The sequence below is a fragment of the Labrenzia sp. ATLA3 genome (assembly GCF_057180185.1).
In genome coordinates, this window is sequence record NZ_JBXUKV010000010.1 from 16,876 (window position 1) to 33,722 (window position 16,847).

Genomic DNA, 16,847 nt, shown 5'->3' on the forward strand with positions numbered 1-16,847 from the left:
GACATGTACGCACAGATGGTCAAATCGGAAGGCATGAAGTCTCTGGAAGAGATGAGCCCCGAAGAGCGCGCCTTTCAGGAGCGGATCGACGCGAACGAGAAGATCGAACCGAAGGAATGGATGCCCGAGGGCTATCGCAAAACGCTGATCCGTCAGATCGGCCAGCACGCGCACTCTGAAATCGTGGGCCAGCTGCCAGAGGGCAATTGGGTGACCCGCGCACCCACGCTGGAGCGCAAGGCGATCCTTCTGGCCAAGGTGCAGGACGAGGCGGGGCATGGGCTCTACCTCTATTCAGCGGCCGAGACCTTGGGCGTCACCCGCGACGAGCTGACCGAAAAGCTGCTGTCGGGCGACATGAAGTATTCGTCGATCTTCAACTATCCCACGCTGACCTGGGCCGATATGGGCGCGGTTGGCTGGCTGGTCGACGGGGCCGCGATCATGAACCAGGTGCCGCTGCAGCGGACCTCTTACGGGCCTTATAGCCGCGCGATGATCCGTATCTGCAAGGAGGAAAGTTTCCACCAGCGGCAGGGCTTCGCCATCATGATGAAGATGGCGAATGGGACGCCCGAGCAGAAGGAAATGGCGCAGGACGCACTCAATCGTTTCTGGTTCCCGGCGCTGATGATGTTCGGGCCCTCGGATGCGGATTCGGTTCACTCCGCGCAGTCGATGGCCTGGAAGATCAAGATGAACACCAATGACGAGCTGCGTCAGAAGTTCGTCGACGAGACCGTGCCGCAGGCAGAGTTCCTGGGCCTGACCGTCCCGGACGAGACGCTCGCCTGGAACGAGGAAAAGGGCGGCTACGACTTTGCCGAGCCGGACTGGAACGAGTTCTTCGAGGTGATCAAGGGCAACGGTCCGTGCAACGAGGAACGTCTGAGCGCGCGGCAAAGGGCGTGGAGCGACGGCGCGTGGTTCCGCGAGGGGCTGACCGCCTATGCCGACAAGGCCGCGTCGCGCCGCGCGGCAGCACAGATGGCCGCCGAATAACCGGGATCAAAGGGAGGATATGGCATGAGCAAGAAAGAATGGCCGCTCTGGGAGATTTTCATCCGGGGCCAGCACGGATTGAACCACCGCCACGTGGGCAGCCTACACGCGCCGGACGCCGAAATGGCGATCCGCAACGCGCGAGATGTCTACACGCGCCGCAAGGAGGGTGTCTCGATCTGGGTCGTACCGAGCGCACAGATCACCGCGTCGAGCCCCTCCGAGAAAGGGCCGATGTACGACCCTGCCGAAAGCAAGGTGTACCGTCATCCGACGTTCTATGACATTCCTGACGAAGTGGGGCACATGTAATGCCGTCGCTTCCCGATGCCGCAACGCCGGACGCCGCCGCTCTCGCCAAACAGGCCGCGGCGCATCAATCCCACGATCCGCATGTCGCGGACGTTGACCTGCAACCTGCCTTCTTTGATTGGCTGTGCCGGATGGGAGACAATTCCCTGGTCCTCGGTCACCGCTTGTCGGAATGGTGCGGGCACGGTCCCGCGCTGGAAGAGGACATCGCGCTGGCCAATACCGCGCTTGACCTGATCGGGCAGACGCAAATGTGGCTGGCGCTCGCCGGCGAGGTCGAGGACGCGGGACGCACCGCCGACGATCTGGCCTATCTGCGCGACACGAGCAAGTTCCGCAATCTAAAGCTGGTCGAACTACCGAACGACGATCTGGCCGTGACCCTGATGCGCGGGTTCCTGTTCGATGCGTTCCATTTCGAGCTGCTGAAAGAACTGGCTGGTTCGTCCAGTCCGCGCGTGGCCGAGATCGCCGCCAAGGCGCTGAAAGAAGTGTCCTATCACCTCGAACGCTCTTCGGATCTGGTGGTGCGGCTGGGCGACGGCACGACCGAAAGCCACGAGCGGATGCAGGCCGCTCTGAACCGACTCTGGCCCTATACCGGAGAGATGTTCAAAGCGGACGGCGTGGACGAGGCTGTGGCCGAGGCCGGGATTGCGCCGAAGCTGTCGGACGTGCTGCCAGTCTGGCAGCGGACGGTGGACGATGTTCTCTCCGAGGCGACGTTGGCCAAGCCCGACCGCAAGTTCGACGCACAGACCGGCGGCAAGCAGGGACGCCACACAGAGCATCTGGGCTTTCTTCTGGCCGAGATGCAGTTCCTGCAGCGCGCCTATCCCGGCGCGAGCTGGTAAAGCCGATGACGACGCTTTTGCCATCGACCGATCAGGTCTGGGACTGGCTCTCCGAGGTGCCCGACCCCGAGATCCCCGTGGTCTCTGTTACGGATCTGGGCATCGTGCGCGAGGTGCGTTGGGACGAAGGCACGCTGGTGGTGGCCGTTACGCCCACCTACTCGGGCTGTCCCGCGACCGCCGTGATCGACCTGATGATCGAGACGCACCTGCGTGAGAAGGGCATCGACGATCTGCGGCTGGAACGCCGCCTCTCGCCGCCCTGGACCACCGACTGGGTCAGTGAGGAAGGCCGTGACAAGCTGCGCGCCTATGGCATTGCGCCGCCTGTGGACGGCACCGCCTCGGACGGCATGACGGCGGGCCGCGCGGCACGGTTGTCGGGCAAGTCGAACCTCGTGATCGTATGCCCACGCTGCGGATCGAACCAGACCGAGAGGGTCAGCCAGTTCGGCTCGACCCCCTGCAAGGCCAGCTACCGCTGTCGCGACTGCCTGGAGCCTTTCGACTACTTCAAGTGCCACTGAGCCACTTCGGTGCCCCTACGGGGCATCGCCGACGCATTGCCCTATCCAGACAGGAGGAGGTCTGACATGCCCCGTTTCCATCCCCTAGAGGTGACCGACATCCGGCGCGAGACCCGCGACGCCGTTGTCCTCACGCTGACGCCGCGGCCCGAGGACGCGGCGAATTTCGAATTCACCCAGGGCCAGTACCTGACCTTTCGCCGCGATTTCGACGGCACCGAACTGCGGCGGTCCTATTCGATCTGCGCCGGCAAGGACGAGGGCGCGCTCAAGGTCGGCATCAAGCGCGTCGACGGCGGGGCCTTCTCGACCTGGGCCAACGAAGACCTGAAACCCGGCGACACGCTGGACGCGATGGTGCCGCAGGGCCGGTTCTTCACCCAGATCGACCCGGCCAGCACCAAGTCCTACCTTGGCTTTGCCGGTGGGTCGGGCATCACGCCGGTTCTGTCGATCATCAAGACCACGCTGGCGCGGGAACCGAATGCCAGTTTCACGCTGGTTTACGCCAACCGCCAGACCTCTTCGATCATGTTCCGCGAGGAGCTGGAGGATCTCAAGAACACCTATCTCGGGCGCTTCTCCGTTATCCACATCCTCGAAAGCGAAGGGCAGGAGATCGACCTCTTCACCGGGCGCATCGACGCGGAGAAGATGGAAATGCTGTTCCGCCTCTGGATCGACGCCGAAACCGTCGACACCGCCTTCATCTGCGGCCCCGAGCCGATGATGTTGACCATCGCCGAAAGCCTGCGCCAGGCGGGGCTGAGCGACGCGCAGATCAAATTCGAACTTTTTGCCTCGTCTCAGCCGGGCCGCGCGAAAAAGCGCGCCGTCTCGCAACAGGCCGCCGCTGCGGGCACTAGCTGCGAGGTGTCGGTGACGCTCGATGGCACGACCCGCACGTTCCAGATGCCGAAAGACGGCACCGCCGTGCTGGACGCCGCGATCGAGAACCACATGGACGCGCCGTATTCCTGCAAGGCGGGTGTCTGTTCGACCTGCCGCGCCAAGGTGCTGGAAGGCGACGTCGAGATGGAGATCAACCACGCGCTCGAAGATTACGAGGTACGCGCCGGCTACGTGCTGTCGTGCCAGTGCATTCCGCTCTCTGACAAGGTGGTGCTCAGCTATGACGAATGATTTCGACACCATGACCATGGGCGACTACCTCGCACAGGGGGGAAAGCTGACCTCGCCCGAGAATGTGCCGCCGCGCTATCGGGGCGAATTGCTGCGGCTGATGTCGTCTTTCGTTGACAGCCAGCTGGCCGCCTCGGCAGGGTTCGCCGGGGCGATCAACTGGGCGCCCGGCATCAAGTCCCGGATCGCCGCCAGCCGGATCACGCTGGAAAAGGCCGACCACGCCGAACGGGTGCTGGATCTGATGGTAGGTTTTGGCACCGACGCGGCGCTCTATGAGCGGGCGCACGATTGGGCTGCGCGCGAACCTCGCGACAGCACATTGGAGGCCAAGCGCCATGGCGGCGACATGCGCCTGTCGGTCTTTCACTACCCGCTGACCGGCTGGACCGACGCGGTGGTGATGAACGTACTCATGGGGCTCGCGACGCAGCACGCGGTGGGCGAGTTGACGCAGTGCTCTTACCAGCCGCTGGCCGATGTGCTGCGCGATCTGCTGCCGCGCGAACGGCGGCACATGGAACTGGGGCTCGAAGGGCTGGAGCGGATCGGCGCGACGGAGGAGGCCAAGACCTCGGTCGCCTATTGGATGCCGCGCGTGGCCGAGACCTTTGGCCCGGCGCAGTCCGACAGGTTTGAACGGCTCAAGGCGATGGGTCTGCGCCGCACCGACAATGAAACGCTGCGCACTGCGTGGCGCGCCGAGGCAGAGCGCACGCTCTTCGCCCTCGGTCTGACCTGAACCGAAAGGACAAGCAGATGCTGGATACCGGACGCACCGCGCGCCGCCTCGAAAGCTATGTGCAAGGCGCCTGGCGCGCCGGAGAGGGGGACGGCAAACCGCTTGCCAATGCCGCTACCGGCGAAGTGCATGCCTACATCGGATCCGAAAGCCTCGATTTCGCAGGCGCGCTTGACTGGGGCCGCGACGTTGGCGGCCCCGCCCTGCGCGCGCGCACCGTGCATGAACGCGCGTTGATGCTGAAGTCCATCGGCCTCAAACTGATGGAAATGAAGGGTGAGTTCCACGCCGAAAGCCTTGCCACAGGGGCCACGCCAAAGGACGCCTGGCCCGATATCGACGGCGGGATCGGCACGCTTTTGACCTTTGCCTCGGTGGCGCGGCGCGAGCTGCCCAATGCCAAGGTCATCCCCGAGGGGGCTGTGGAGCCGCTGTCCAAGGATGGCAGCTTTGTCGGCCAGCACATCCTCGTGCCGATGCGGGGCATTGCCATTCACATCAACGCCTTCAACTTCCCGGTCTGGGGGATGCTGGAAAAGATCGCGCCCGCGCTGATTGCCGGGATGCCGTGCCTTGTGAAGCCAGCGTCCTCGACCGCCTATGTGACTGAACTGGTGGTGCGGCGCATTCTTGAGATGGGCATCCTGCCGGACGGCGCGTTGCAGCTCGTCTGCGGCGGAGTGGGCGACATGCTGGATCATGTCACCGGTCAGGATGTGGTGACCTTCACCGGCTCTGCCTCCACCGGGCGTAAGCTGAAGGCGCACCCGGCGATTGTCGAAAACGCCACGCGCTTTACGATGGAGGCGGACAGCCTCAACGCCGCGATCCTCGGCCCCGATGCGGGTCCCGACACGCCGGAGTTCGATCTGTTCGTGCGCGAAGTGCACCGCGAGATGACGACGAAGGCGGGTCAGAAATGCACCGCGATCCGGCGCGTCATCGTGCCGAAAGCGCTGGAACAGGACGTCATCGCGTCCCTGTCCGAGCGGCTGGCGAAAACGCCTGCGGGCCTGCCCGATCTGCCCGAGACCCGGCTGGGCGCGCTGGCCTCGATCGGCGACCGCGACGGCGTGCGCGAGAAGATCGCAGAGATCGCGAAAGAGGCCGAGATCGTCTTTGGCGATCCGAATACCGTCAAGGTGGCCTCGGGCGATGCCGAGGAGGGCGCGTTTCTGAACCCGGTGCTGCTACGCTGTCCCGATCCGATGACCGCCAATGCCCCGCATGAGGTCGAGGCCTTCGGCCCGGTCGCGACGGTGATGGGCTATGACGGGATCGACGAGGCGGTCACGCTGGCGATGAAAGGAATGGGGTCGCTGGTGTCGTCGGTCTTCACCAATGACGAAGACGTCGCCGCCAAACTGGTGCTGGGCATCGCACCCTTCCACGGGCGCGTGATGCTGGGCAACCGGGACAGCGCCAAAAGCTCGACCGGGCACGGGTCGCCTATCGCGACGCTGATCCACGGTGGACCGGGGCGCGCAGGTGGCGGCGAAGAGATGGGCGGCATGCGCGGTGTGAAGCACTTCATGATGCGCACCGCCGTGCAGGGGACGCCAAGGCTTCTGTCGGCTGTAACGGGCAACTGGGTGTCGGGCGCCCCGGCAGAGCAGGGGACACATCCGTTCCGCAAATCTCTGGCCGAACTCAACATCGGCGACCAGCTGCTGACCGACAGCCGCGTGGTCAGCAAGGAAGACGTCGAGCATTTCGCGGAGTTCACCGGAGACACCTTCTACGCCCACATGGACAGCGAAGCGGCCAAGGCAAACCCGTTCTTCGAGGATCGCGTCGCGCACGGCTACCTGATCGCCTCTTTCGCGGCGGGTTTGTTCGTACAGCCCGATCCGGGTCCGGTGCTGGCGAACTACGGCGTCGACAACCTGCGGTTCCTGACCCCGGTCTATTTCGGCGACAGCCTTCAGGTGCAGCTGACCTGCAAGCAGATCAACCCACGCGAGGGGACGGTATACGGCGAGGTCCGCTGGGACTGCCGTGTCACCAACCAGCGCGACGAGGTTGTTGCACAATACGACGTTCTGACCATGGTGGCCAAAAGCTGGCCGCTGCCGGACGAGGGCTGAGCGTGGCGATCTGGTCTTGGGACGGCGTGGTGCCGGTGGTGGCGACGTCGGCCTTCGTCCACCCGGACGCCACGCTGATCGGCGACGTGATCGTGGGGGCAGGCTGTTACGTCGGCCCCGGCGCGGTCCTGCGCGGCGATTTCGGGCGTGTCACGCTGGAGGCGGGCTCGAACGTGCAGGAGACCTGCGTCGTCCACGCCTTTCCGGGCAAGGACGTTCTGGTCGAGGAACGCGGCCACGTCGGGCACGGGGCGGTGCTGCACGGTTGCATCATCGGTCGCAATGCGCTGGTGGGGATGAATGCCGTCGTCATGGATGAGGCGCGGATTGGCGAGAACAGCATCCTCGGTGCTGCGGCTTTCGTCCCGGCGGGGGTCGAGATCCCGGCGGGGGTCATGGCCGTCGGCGCTCCTGCCAAAGTGTTGCGGGATCTGACGGAGAAGGAAATCGACTGGAAGTCGCGCGGCACGGATATCTATCGGCAGCTGGCCGTCGATGCGAAGACGAAACTGGCCCCCGCGCAGCCGCTGACAGAGGTCGAGGCGGACCGCCCCCGGGTGACGGCGCCGGACTACGATCCTCTGGTGGTCGAGCGTGCGGCTAGCGGACGCCCTTGATCCCTTCGAGAATCAGGGTCGTCGCGATGCTGGCGTAATCTTCACGGCTGATCTTGCCGCCGTCGCGGAACCACATGTAGACCCAGTTCATCATCCCGAAGAGTGACATGGTCACGGGCATCAGCAGCGGCCGCTCGGGCGTGTCCAGATGCGGGTGCATCCGCGAAATTACTTTCGAGAAATGTCCAACGATCCGGCGTTCGATGGCCGTGACCTCGCGCTTTTGCTCGTCCGACAGGGCGGGCCCTGCGTTCAACTGAACCTTGTGCTGATCGTCGGCGCCCTTGTAGGCGTCGAGCACCGTCATCACCAACCGCTCCAATCGGTCGCGCGGGGACAGCGTCTCGTCACCGGCCTGGTCGAGCGCGGCATCGACCTCTTCCAGATGTGTCTTGATGATCGCGAAGATCAGCGCGCCCTTGGACGGATAGTAGTGGTAGAGCAGCGACTTGGAGACCCCAGCCTCGGCGGCGATCTGCGACATGGAAGCCTTCTCCATGCCTTGGGTCGCGAAGACATGCGCGGCCGTCAGCAGCAGGCTGTGCTGCTTTTCCTCGAAGTCTTCGGCGCGGGTTCTGGCCATGGGTTAGCGTGCTCCTTGCTGTCCGGCGGTCGCAGGTGGACGACCCCTTCTACCCGCCGGACGGCGTTTTATCCAGCCTGTCGCCGGATCACGACTTGGGACGGTTGTCGACGACGCGCTTGGCCTTGCCTTCAGAGCGCGCGACGGTTTCGGGGTCGTGCACCTCGATCTTTGTCGACACGCCGACCACCGATTTGATGTGATGCGACAGTTCCCTGGCGGATGCGTCGCGGGCGTCGCTGTCGGAGCGGGCGGGTGTGCTTTCGACATGCACGGTCATGACGTCCATCCGGCCCTTGCGCGACAGCTCGATCTGGAAATGCGGGGCAAGCCCCTCGCATTTCAGGATCTGCTCCTCAATCTGGGTCGGGAAGACATTGACGCCGCGCAGAATGATCATGTCGTCGCTGCGCCCGGTGATCTTTTCGATGCGCCGCATTGACCGCGCGGTGCCCGGCAGGATGCGGGTCAGATCGCGGGTGCGGTAGCGCACCATCGGCAGCCCTTCTTTGGTGAGCGTGGTGAACACCAGTTCGCCCATCTCCCCGTCGGGCAGCACCTCGCCCGTGGCGGGGTCAATGATCTCGGGGTAGAAATGATCCTCCCAGACATGCAGCCCGTCTTTGGTTTCCACGCATTCCTGCGCCACGCCCGGGCCCATGACCTCGGACAGGCCATAGATGTCGACCGCGTGCATGTCGAAGGCCTGTTCGATTTCCTCACGCATGGCATTGGTCCAGGGTTCGGCCCCGAAGATGCCGACCTTGAGCGAGCTCTCGCGCGGATCGATGCCCTTGGCCCGGAATTCATCCAGGATCGACAGCATGTAGGACGGTGTCACCATGATGATCTGCGGCTGGAAATCCTGGATCAACGTGACCTGCCGTTCGGTCATCCCGCCGGAAATCGGCACCACGGTACAGCCCAGACGTTCCGCTCCGTAATGCGCGCCAAGCCCGCCGGTGAACAGCCCGTAGCCATAGGCCACATGGCAGATGTCCCCCTTACGTCCCCCGCCCGCGCGGATCGAACGGGCGACGAGGTCGGCCCAATTGTCGATATCGTTTTGCGTATAGCCGACGACCGTCGGCTTGCCGGTGGTGCCGGACGAGCCGTGGATGCGCACCAGATCCTGCCGCGGGGTGGCGAACATGCCGAACGGGTAGGTGTCGCGCAGATCCTGTTTCAGCGTGAAGGGAAACTTGGCGAGGTCGGCCAGCGTCTTGAAGTCGTCGGGATGCGCCCCGTGGTTATCGAACTGCTTTTTGTAGAACGGAGAGTTGTCGTAGGCGTGGCGCAGCGACCAGGCCATGCGCTTTTCCTGCAGGGCCGAGATTTCGTCGCGGCTGGCGATCTCGATGGGATCGAGAATGTCTTTCGTGGGGCTCAGGTCTGTCATCGGTTCCTCCCTTAATGATCACTGTGCCGCGGATTGGTCCGTCAGCATGGGCGTATTGAGTGTCCGCGCGTGTCCGCGGAATTCTGCGATGACGGTCCCGTCCTCCCGGGTGATCGTCACATCGTAGATGCCGGAACGGCCCTTGCGCGACACCTCACGCGCGCTGGCCGTCAGCCTGTCCCCCAGGGCACCCGGGGTGATGTAGGTGACCGAGCAGTGCTGCGCGACTGTCACCGCGTTGTAGGTGTTGCAGGCAAAGGCAAAGGCGCTGTCGGCCAGCGTGAACAGGTATCCGCCGTGGGCATTGCCGTGGCCGTTGGTCATGGCCTTGGTCAGGGTCATCAGAATCGTCGCCTGACCGGGGGCCACATGGGTCAGATCCATGCCAAGCTGCTGGGACGCAGTGTCGGTCGACCACATCTGCGCTGCGCAGGCCTCGGCCAGTTCTTGCGGGGTCATCATGTCGGGGTCGGCCATGATCATTTACCCTTGAAACCAGGCGCACGCTTTTCGAGGAAGGCCGCCACTCCTTCTGCGTAGTCGTCTGAATAGCCTGCCTTGCGCTGGCAGTCCCGTTCGCGGTCGAGGTGAGTGTCCAGGTCGTTGGTCGCCGCTTCCTGAATCAGCACCTTGGTCAGCCCCAGCCCGACGGTCGGCCCGGCGGCAAGTTTGGCGGCAAGTGTCCGGGCCTCGTCCATCAGGGCGTCGTCGTCGATCGCCTTCCAGATCAGGCCCCAGTCGGCTGCGGTGTCCGCCATCAAGGGCTCGGCCGTCATGGTTAGCGCTTTGGCGCGTGGCTCGCCCAAAATGCGGGCCAGCGACCAGCTGCCGCCCGCATCAGGGATCAGCCCGATCTTGGAAAAGGCCTGAATGAATTTCGCGGATTTTGCAGCCAGAACGATGTCGCAAGCAAAGGCGATGTTGGCACCTGCACCGGCTGCGACGCCGTTCACGGCACAGACGACAGGTTTGTTCAAAGCGCGTATCTTCCGCAAGAGCGGGTTGTAGAAGGTCTCGATCGTGTGGCCGAGGTCGGGCTTCGGTCCGCCCTTGCGCGGATCGCGATCGCCCAGATCCTGCCCCGCGCAGAATCCGCGCCCCGCGCCGGTGATCAGAACGGCACGAATTTCTGCGTCGTTGTGCGCGCGCTCGATCTCGGCCCGCAGGGCGAGGTGCATCTCTTCATTGAAAGAATTCAGCTTGTCCGGGCGGTTCAGCGTCAGCGTCAGAACGCCGGAGTCCTGCTCGGACAGGATGGTTTGCGATGTGGTCATTTGGTCCTCCAAGGCCCTCTCTCCCAGGCCGTCGTAAATAATGCTTGCATAAACCGACCGGACGGTCAATCATTACGTTCAAGCTTTGGGAGGAGCCATGACAGATTTTTTTACCCACCACCGCGCCCTTCTTGACGACGCCCTGACAGCGTTGACGACGCGCAAATTCTGGACCCCCTTTCCCGAGATCCCGAGCGGTAAACTCTACGGGGAAACCGCGCGCGAGGATGGCGAGTCTGCGTGGCAGGCACTGCTGGGCAAGCCGTTCGATCTGCCGGACCAGCCAGGGATTGGGCGCGTCGGGGCCGAGGTCTCGCCCTGGGGACCGGACTTGGGGATCACCTATCCAGCCGCCGATCCTGATACATTGATTGCCGCCGCCGAGGGGGCCGCAAGCGCCTTTGCCGAAGCCGGGGTTGAGCGGCGCGTCGGCGCGCTGCTGGAGGCGCTGGTGCGGCTCAACCGGATGAGCTTTCTGCTGGGCCACGCCACGATGCACACCACGGGGCAGGCCTTTGCCATGGCCTTTCAGGCGGGCGGACCGCATGCGCAGGATCGCGGCCTGGAGGCCGTCGCCATGGCCTACGCCGAGCTGACCCGCTACGCCCGAGATGCGGTCTGGGAAAAGCCGCAGGGCAAACACGCGCCGCTGGTCATCGAAAAGCACTGGACATTGGTACCGCGCGGCCCCGCCCTGACCATCGGCTGCAACACCTTTCCGACATGGAACAGCTATCCGGGGCTGTTCGCCAGCCTCGCCACCGGCAATCCGGTGATCGTCAAACCGCACCCGCGCGCGATCCTGCCGCTCGCGCTGACCGTGCGTGTGCTGCGAGAGGTCCTGGCCGAGGCGGGGCTGCCTGCCGACGCGGTCGTGCTGGCCGCCGACGCGCCGGGCGAGGAAATCACCAAGACCCTCGTGGCGGACGACCGGATCGCCATGATCGACTACACCGGTTCGACGGCGTTTGCGGACTGGATCCGTGCCAACACCAGCGCGCTGGTCTTCACCGAAGAGGCGGGGGTGAACTCGGTCACGATCACCGGCACCGACGATTTTGACGGCATGTGCGCCAATCTGGCGTTTTCGCTGTCGCTCTACTCCGGGCAGATGTGTACCTCGCCGCAAAACCTCTACGTCCCGAAGGACGGGATCGAGACTGACGCGGGCCACAAGAGCTTTGACGCCGTGGCAGAGGGGATTAAGGCCGCGATCGACGCGCTCCTGTCGGACCCTGACCGGGCCGCGGGTGTCTGCGGGACCATCGTAAACCCCGACACGCTGAAACGGGTCGAGGCTGCACGCGGGGCAGGGCGGGTGCTTCGCGACAGCGCCGAGACGGGCACAGGCCGCAGCGCCACGCCGCTGATGTGTCTGGCCGAAGGCGAGAGCGGTCCGCAGGACGATGAATGCTTTGGCCCCGTCTCTTTCGTTGTGCCCTGCGACAGTGCCGAGGACGCCATCGCGCGGGCCGTAAACATCGCGCGTCGCAAGGGGGCGATTACGGCAGCCCTTTACGCCACGGACGAGGCGCTGATCGACAGGGCAGCACGGGCCTTTGCGCAGGCGGGGGTGAACCTGTCGGTGAACCTGACCGGCAACATCTACGTCAACCAATCGGCGGCCTTTTCCGACTTTCACGTCACCGGCGCGAACCCGGCCGGCAATGCCAGCCTGACCGATACCGCCTTCGTCGCCCCGCGCTTTCGGCGGGTGATGATCCGCAGGCCCAAGACCGCCTGACAGGCCGCCTAACAGGCCGACATTCGACAATCACACTGGGAGGAACCAACATGCTTAAAACCACCACGGCCATCGTCACACTCGCCGCCCTTGCCGGTCTCACCGGGGCCGCGCAGGCCGAAATCCGGCTGGGCGCAAGCCTTTCGGCCACCGGGGGGGCCGCCTTTCTCGGCGACCCCGAGGCCAAGACCATCGAGATGCTGGTCGAGCAACTGAACGAAGCCGGCGGCATCGACGGCGAAGAGATCGCGCTGACGCTTTATGACGACGGCGGCGACCCCAACAAGGCGCGCACATTTGCCACCCGCTTGGTCGAGGACGACGAGGTCGTGGCGATCATCGGCGGCTCGACCACCGGCACCACCATGTCGATCCTGTCCGTCGCCGAAAGCGAGGGGATCCCGTTCATTTCTCTGGCGGGGGCGATCTCGATCATCGATCCGGTGCGCGACTATGTCTTCAAGACCCCTCATACCGACCGGATGGCCTGCGAAAAGATCTTCACGGACATGCAGGCGCAGGGGATCACGAAGGTGGGCATGATTTCCGGCACGGACGGCTTCGGTGCCTCAATGCAGGCGCAATGCAAGGAGGTCGCGGGCGACTACGGGGTCGAGATCGTGGCGGATGAGACCTACGGTCCGCAGGACGCCGACATGACCCCGCAGCTGACGCGCATCCGCAACACCGACGGCGTGCAGGCGGTTCTGAACCCCGGCTTCGGCCAAGGCCCGGCCATCGTCACCCGCAACGTGGCGCAGCTGGGTTTCGACGTGCCGCTCTACCAAAGCCACGGGGTTGCCTCGGATGCCTTCATCGAGCTGGCAGGTGCCGATGCCGCCGAGGGCGTGCGCCTGCCGGGCACCGCGCTGCTGATCGCCGACAGCCTGAGCGAGGACGATCCGCAATACGATGTCGTGACCTCTTACACGACAGCCTACAGGGACGCCTACGGGCAGGAAACCTCGACCTTCGGGGGCTACGCGCATGACGCCTTTGCGCTGATGGTCGACGCGATGAAACGGTCCGGCGACCCGGAGGATCCGCAGGCGATCCGCGATGCGCTTGAAGAGACCAGCGGCCTTGTAGGCACCACCGGAACCTACAGCTTCTCGCCCGAGGATCACCTGGGCCTCGACCTCAGCGCCTTCCGGATGCTCGAGGTCAAGGACGGCGGCTGGCAGCCCGTCGAGTGACTCGCCCGGGGCTTCGGGGGGACCTCTCCCGAAGCCCCCGTCTCCATCGCATCTACTGGAGCCAAAAATGGACGCCCTGCTACAATTTCTGTTCTCCGGCCTGACCGTGGGTGCTGTCTATGCGCTCGTGGCTCTGGGGTTCACGCTGATCTACAACGCCTCCGACGTGGTGAACTTTGCCCAGGGCGAATTCGTCATGCTGGGCGGGATGATCACGGTTTTCGCCTATCAGGCCGGTGTGCCGCTGCTGCTGGCGGCGACGCTTGCCATCCTGATCACCGCCGCCTTGGGCGTCGCGCTGAACAAGCTGGCGATCGAGCCCGCGCGGGGCGCACCGGTGGTGTCGCTGATCATCATCACGATCGGGGCCTCGATCCTGATCCGGGGTGCGACACAGCTGATCTTCGACAAGCAGCTGCACCGCTTCCCGGCCTTTTCGGGCGACGATCCGATCCGCGTGATAGGGGCCACGATCCTGCCGCAAAGCCTGTGGGTGCTGGGCGGCGCATTGGCGGTTTTCGCGGTCCTCTGGGTTTTCTTTAGCCGCACGCTGACCGGCAAGGCGGTGCTGGCCACGGCGAACAACCGGGTCGCGGCACAGCTGGTTGGCATCAATACCGGCTGGATCATGACACTGTCCTTCGGCTTGTCAGCGGCCATCGGGGCCTTTGCGGGCGTGCTGGTCACTCCGATCACACTGGTCAGCTACGACGTGGGCGTGACCCTGGCGCTGAAAGGCTTCGCTGCCGCGATGCTGGGCGGCATGGGCAACCCCAAGGGTGCGCTGGTCGGCGGACTGCTGCTGGGCTGCCTGGAGGCCCTGACGGCGGGCTACCTCAGCTCGCAATACAAGGAAGCGGTCGCCTTCATCGTCATCCTCGGCACGCTCTTCGTTATGCCGCAGGGCCTGTTCGGCGCTAGAACGACGGAGCGTGTGTGATGGCCGGTCGAAGGAAATGGATATCCTTGGCCGTGCTGGCGGCGCTCATCGTGCTGCTGCCGCTGGTCTTCCCCTCGGGCTATTACTACCGCGTCGGTGCGCTGGTCTTCGTCAATGCGTTGTCGGTGATGGGTCTGGTGATCCTGATCGGCTACGCCGGGCAGATCAGCCTTGGGCACGCGGGCTTTGCCGGGATCGGCGCTTATGCCTGCGCGCTGGCGCCCGAGCATCTGGGCCTGCATCCGCTGCTCGCACTGGTGCTGGGGGCCGCGATCTCGGCGGCGATGGCCGCGCTGATCGGACGCCCGATCCTCAGGCTGAAAGGGTACTACCTTGCCGTGGCGACGCTGGGTTTCGGCATCCTCGTGTCGATGGTGCTGACCAATGAACGCGCACTGACGGGTGGCCCCGACGGAATGGTGGTCTCCGATCCCGGCCTGCGCAGCCTGCTGCGCGATATGGGCTGGCGGGTGTCGGGTGGAGAGTTCTGGTACGGCGCCTCGGGCTTCGTGCTGCTGGTGGGCGCTTGGCTTGCGCTGAACCTGTACGACAGCCCCACGGGGCGGGCGATGCGCGCGCTGCACGGGTCAGAGGTCGCGGCCGCCACGGTCGGCATCGACGTGCCCCGGCAAAAGCTGCGCGCCTTCGTGATCTCGGCGGTCTACGCCTCGGTCGCGGGCTCGCTGCTGGCGCTGCAGAACGGATACATCACGCCGGATGTCGCGGGCTTCATGCATTCGGTCGAGATGGTGACGATGGCGGTACTGGGCGGTGTCGGCTCGGTCTTGGGGGCGACCTTCGGGGCGGCGATCCTGACGCTGTTGCCGCAGGTTCTGACGGTGTTCGCCGAATATGAACAACTGGTGCTGGGCCTCGTCATGGTGCTGGTGATGATCTTCATGCCCCAGGGGCTGCTGCCCTCGATAGCGCAGCGCCTGAAAGGGAGGAACAAATGAGCCTTCTGGATGTGAATGGCCTTGGAATTAGCTTCGGGGGGCTTAAGGCCGTCGACGATGTCAGCTTCGCCGTCAAACCCGGAGAGATTGTGTCGGTCATCGGGCCGAACGGCGCGGGCAAGACGACGCTCTTCAACATGATCTCGGGGATCTACCTGCCCGGGCGCGGATCGGTCTCACTCATCGGGACCGACGTGACCGGCACGGCCCCGAACCGGCTGGCCGAGATGGGCCTGTCGCGCACCTTCCAGAACCTGCAGATCTTTCAGGAGATGACGGTACTCGACAACGTTCTGGCGGGCTATCACCTCAGCGAGCGCGGGTCGGTGCTGGCGGACCTTCTGTCGCTGCCGGGGATGCGCCGCCGCGCGGGCCGGGCGCGGGCGGGCGCAATGAAACTCCTGAACCGCGTGCGGCTGGACGACAAGGCAGACGAGATTGCGGGCAACCTCAGCTACGGCGCGCTCAAGCGGCTGGAAATCGCGCGAGCGCTGGCGCTTGACCCGAAGATCCTGCTGCTGGACGAACCTGCGGCGGGCTGCAACGCGGTCGAAACCGAAGAGATCGACCATCTGATCGCCGAACTGGCCGCGCAGGGCATCGCTATCCTGCTGGTGGAACACGACATGAAGCTGGTGATGCGCATCTCGAACCACATCGTGGTGCTGGATCATGGCCAGAAGATCGCCGAGGGCGACCCGGCAACCGTCTCGCGCGATCCGGCGGTGATCGCCGCCTATCTTGGCACCGAGTACAAGGAGCCCGCCCATGTTGACGGTTGAAGGGGTGCGCTCGTGCTACGGGCGGATCGAGGTGCTGCACGGCATCGACCTGGAGGTCCGCACGGGAGAGATCGTGACCGTGGTGGGCGCCAACGGCGCGGGCAAGACGACTTTGCTGAAATGCCTTTCCGGCACCCAGCCCATCAGCGACGGCACGATCACCTTTTGCGGCGAAAGCTTTGCGGCAGTGCCGGCCCACAAGCGCCTGTCACACGGCCTGGCCCAATCGCCCGAGGGGCGGCAGATCTTCACCAATCTCTCGGTCGAAGAGAACCTGCGTCTGGGCGCGTTTCTCTATGCTGACGACCGGGTGCAAAGCGACATGGACGATGCCTTTGCCATGTTTCCGATCCTCAAGGAAAAACGCAACCTCGCCGCTGGGGGCTTGTCGGGCGGGCAACAGCAGATGCTGGCCATCGCCCGCGCGCTGATGGGCCGCCCGCAGTGCCTGCTGCTGGACGAGCCGTCGATGGGCCTGGCCCCCCTGCTGGTCGCACAGATCTTCGACGTGGTGAAATCGCTGAAAGCACGCAACGTGACCGTCCTGCTGGTCGAGCAGAACGCCTTTGGCGCGCTCAAGATCGCCGACCGCGGCTACGTGATGGAAACCGGGCGGATCACGATACAAGGCCCCGCGCCGGACCTTATCGCCGATCCACGGATCAGAGAAGCTTACCTGGGAATTTGAC

18 protein-coding genes are annotated in these 16,847 nt (G+C 64.6%); 14 read left to right on the top strand and 4 right to left on the bottom strand.

Going from position 1 to position 16,847, the window contains the following annotated elements:
* Positions 1 to 3: 3 nt before the first annotated feature.
* The 8 genes from paaA (at position 4) to AC2A6O_RS25465 (ending at position 7,284) form a co-directional block, all read left to right on the top strand.
* Positions 4 to 1,002 (top strand): 1,2-phenylacetyl-CoA epoxidase subunit PaaA, encoded by a 999-nt coding sequence (gene paaA, locus AC2A6O_RS25430; RefSeq protein WP_498931279.1) that lies wholly within the window; start codon positions 4 to 6, stop codon positions 1,000 to 1,002.
* Positions 1,003 to 1,026: 24 nt separating this feature from the next.
* Positions 1,027 to 1,314 carry a 1,2-phenylacetyl-CoA epoxidase subunit PaaB gene (gene paaB / locus AC2A6O_RS25435; protein WP_148587546.1) on the top strand — a complete coding sequence of 96 codons (288 nt, stop codon included), beginning with the start codon at positions 1,027 to 1,029 and terminating at the stop codon, positions 1,312 to 1,314.
* Positions 1,314 to 2,168 (top strand): 1,2-phenylacetyl-CoA epoxidase subunit PaaC, encoded by an 855-nt coding sequence (gene paaC, locus AC2A6O_RS25440; protein ID WP_498931282.1) that lies wholly within the window; start codon positions 1,314 to 1,316, stop codon positions 2,166 to 2,168. Before paaB ends, paaC begins: the two co-directional genes overlap by 1 nt.
* 5 nt (positions 2,169 to 2,173) lie before the next feature.
* The gene (gene paaD / locus AC2A6O_RS25445) at positions 2,174 to 2,695 is read left to right on the top strand and encodes a 1,2-phenylacetyl-CoA epoxidase subunit PaaD (RefSeq protein WP_148587548.1); all 522 of its coding nucleotides are present in this window, start codon (positions 2,174 to 2,176) and stop codon (positions 2,693 to 2,695) included.
* A 66-nt stretch (positions 2,696 to 2,761) separates the two neighbouring features.
* Positions 2,762 to 3,838 carry a 1,2-phenylacetyl-CoA epoxidase subunit PaaE gene (gene paaE / locus AC2A6O_RS25450; RefSeq protein WP_148587549.1) on the top strand — a complete coding sequence of 359 codons (1,077 nt, stop codon included), beginning with the start codon at positions 2,762 to 2,764 and terminating at the stop codon, positions 3,836 to 3,838.
* Positions 3,828 to 4,580, top strand: coding sequence for a Phenylacetic acid catabolic protein (locus tag AC2A6O_RS25455; protein ID WP_498931284.1), 753 nt, complete (start codon positions 3,828 to 3,830; stop codon positions 4,578 to 4,580). Before paaE ends, AC2A6O_RS25455 begins: the two co-directional genes overlap by 11 nt.
* A gap of 17 nt (positions 4,581 to 4,597) precedes the next feature.
* Positions 4,598 to 6,667, top strand: coding sequence for a phenylacetic acid degradation bifunctional protein PaaZ (gene paaZ / locus AC2A6O_RS25460; RefSeq protein ID WP_498931286.1), 2,070 nt, complete (start codon positions 4,598 to 4,600; stop codon positions 6,665 to 6,667).
* Positions 6,668 to 6,669: 2 nt separating this feature from the next.
* Positions 6,670 to 7,284 (top strand): phenylacetic acid degradation protein PaaY, encoded by a 615-nt coding sequence (locus AC2A6O_RS25465; protein WP_498931288.1) that lies wholly within the window; start codon positions 6,670 to 6,672, stop codon positions 7,282 to 7,284.
* On the opposite strand, the gene AC2A6O_RS25470 is transcribed toward AC2A6O_RS25465, so the two are convergent.
* From AC2A6O_RS25470 to paaG, 4 genes are all read right to left on the bottom strand, one after another.
* Positions 7,268 to 7,867, bottom strand: coding sequence for a TetR/AcrR family transcriptional regulator (locus AC2A6O_RS25470; protein WP_498931290.1), 600 nt, complete (start codon positions 7,865 to 7,867; stop codon positions 7,268 to 7,270). The two genes, AC2A6O_RS25465 and AC2A6O_RS25470, sit on opposite strands and share 17 nt — an antisense overlap.
* Positions 7,868 to 7,955: 88 nt before the next feature.
* Entirely contained in the window at positions 7,956 to 9,266 is a 1,311-nt protein-coding gene (paaK, locus tag AC2A6O_RS25475; protein ID WP_498931292.1) for a phenylacetate--CoA ligase PaaK, read from the bottom strand.
* A gap of 18 nt (positions 9,267 to 9,284) precedes the next feature.
* Positions 9,285 to 9,743: a hydroxyphenylacetyl-CoA thioesterase PaaI gene (gene paaI / locus AC2A6O_RS25480; RefSeq protein WP_209001427.1), complete on the bottom strand. Its 459-nt coding sequence runs from the start codon at positions 9,741 to 9,743 to the stop codon at positions 9,285 to 9,287.
* Between the two features lie 2 nt (positions 9,744 to 9,745).
* Complete coding sequence (gene paaG, locus AC2A6O_RS25485) at positions 9,746 to 10,540, bottom strand: 2-(1,2-epoxy-1,2-dihydrophenyl)acetyl-CoA isomerase PaaG (RefSeq protein ID WP_498931294.1); 795 nt, start codon at positions 10,538 to 10,540, stop codon at positions 9,746 to 9,748.
* 97 nt (positions 10,541 to 10,637) lie between these two features.
* Here paaG and paaN point away from each other — a divergent pair, with 97 nt between their 5' ends.
* From paaN to AC2A6O_RS25515, 6 genes are all read left to right on the top strand, one after another.
* A complete protein-coding gene (gene paaN, locus AC2A6O_RS25490) occupies positions 10,638 to 12,284 on the top strand; it encodes a phenylacetic acid degradation protein PaaN (RefSeq protein ID WP_498931296.1) in 1,647 nt (548 codons plus the stop codon).
* 50 nt (positions 12,285 to 12,334) lie between these two features.
* A complete protein-coding gene (locus AC2A6O_RS25495; RefSeq protein ID WP_498931298.1) occupies positions 12,335 to 13,480 on the top strand; it encodes an ABC transporter substrate-binding protein in 1,146 nt (381 codons plus the stop codon).
* A gap of 67 nt (positions 13,481 to 13,547) precedes the next feature.
* Positions 13,548 to 14,420, top strand: a complete 873-nt coding sequence (locus tag AC2A6O_RS25500) for a branched-chain amino acid ABC transporter permease (RefSeq protein ID WP_498931300.1) — start codon at positions 13,548 to 13,550, stop codon at positions 14,418 to 14,420.
* A complete protein-coding gene (locus AC2A6O_RS25505; RefSeq protein ID WP_498931302.1) occupies positions 14,420 to 15,376 on the top strand; it encodes a branched-chain amino acid ABC transporter permease in 957 nt (318 codons plus the stop codon). The genes AC2A6O_RS25500 and AC2A6O_RS25505 overlap by 1 nt, the downstream gene beginning before the upstream one ends.
* Entirely contained in the window at positions 15,373 to 16,158 is a 786-nt protein-coding gene (locus tag AC2A6O_RS25510) for an ABC transporter ATP-binding protein (protein ID WP_498931304.1), read from the top strand. The genes AC2A6O_RS25505 and AC2A6O_RS25510 overlap by 4 nt, the downstream gene beginning before the upstream one ends.
* Complete coding sequence (locus tag AC2A6O_RS25515; RefSeq protein WP_498931306.1) at positions 16,145 to 16,846, top strand: ABC transporter ATP-binding protein; 702 nt, start codon at positions 16,145 to 16,147, stop codon at positions 16,844 to 16,846. Before AC2A6O_RS25510 ends, AC2A6O_RS25515 begins: the two co-directional genes overlap by 14 nt.
* Position 16,847: the final 1 nt, after the last annotated feature.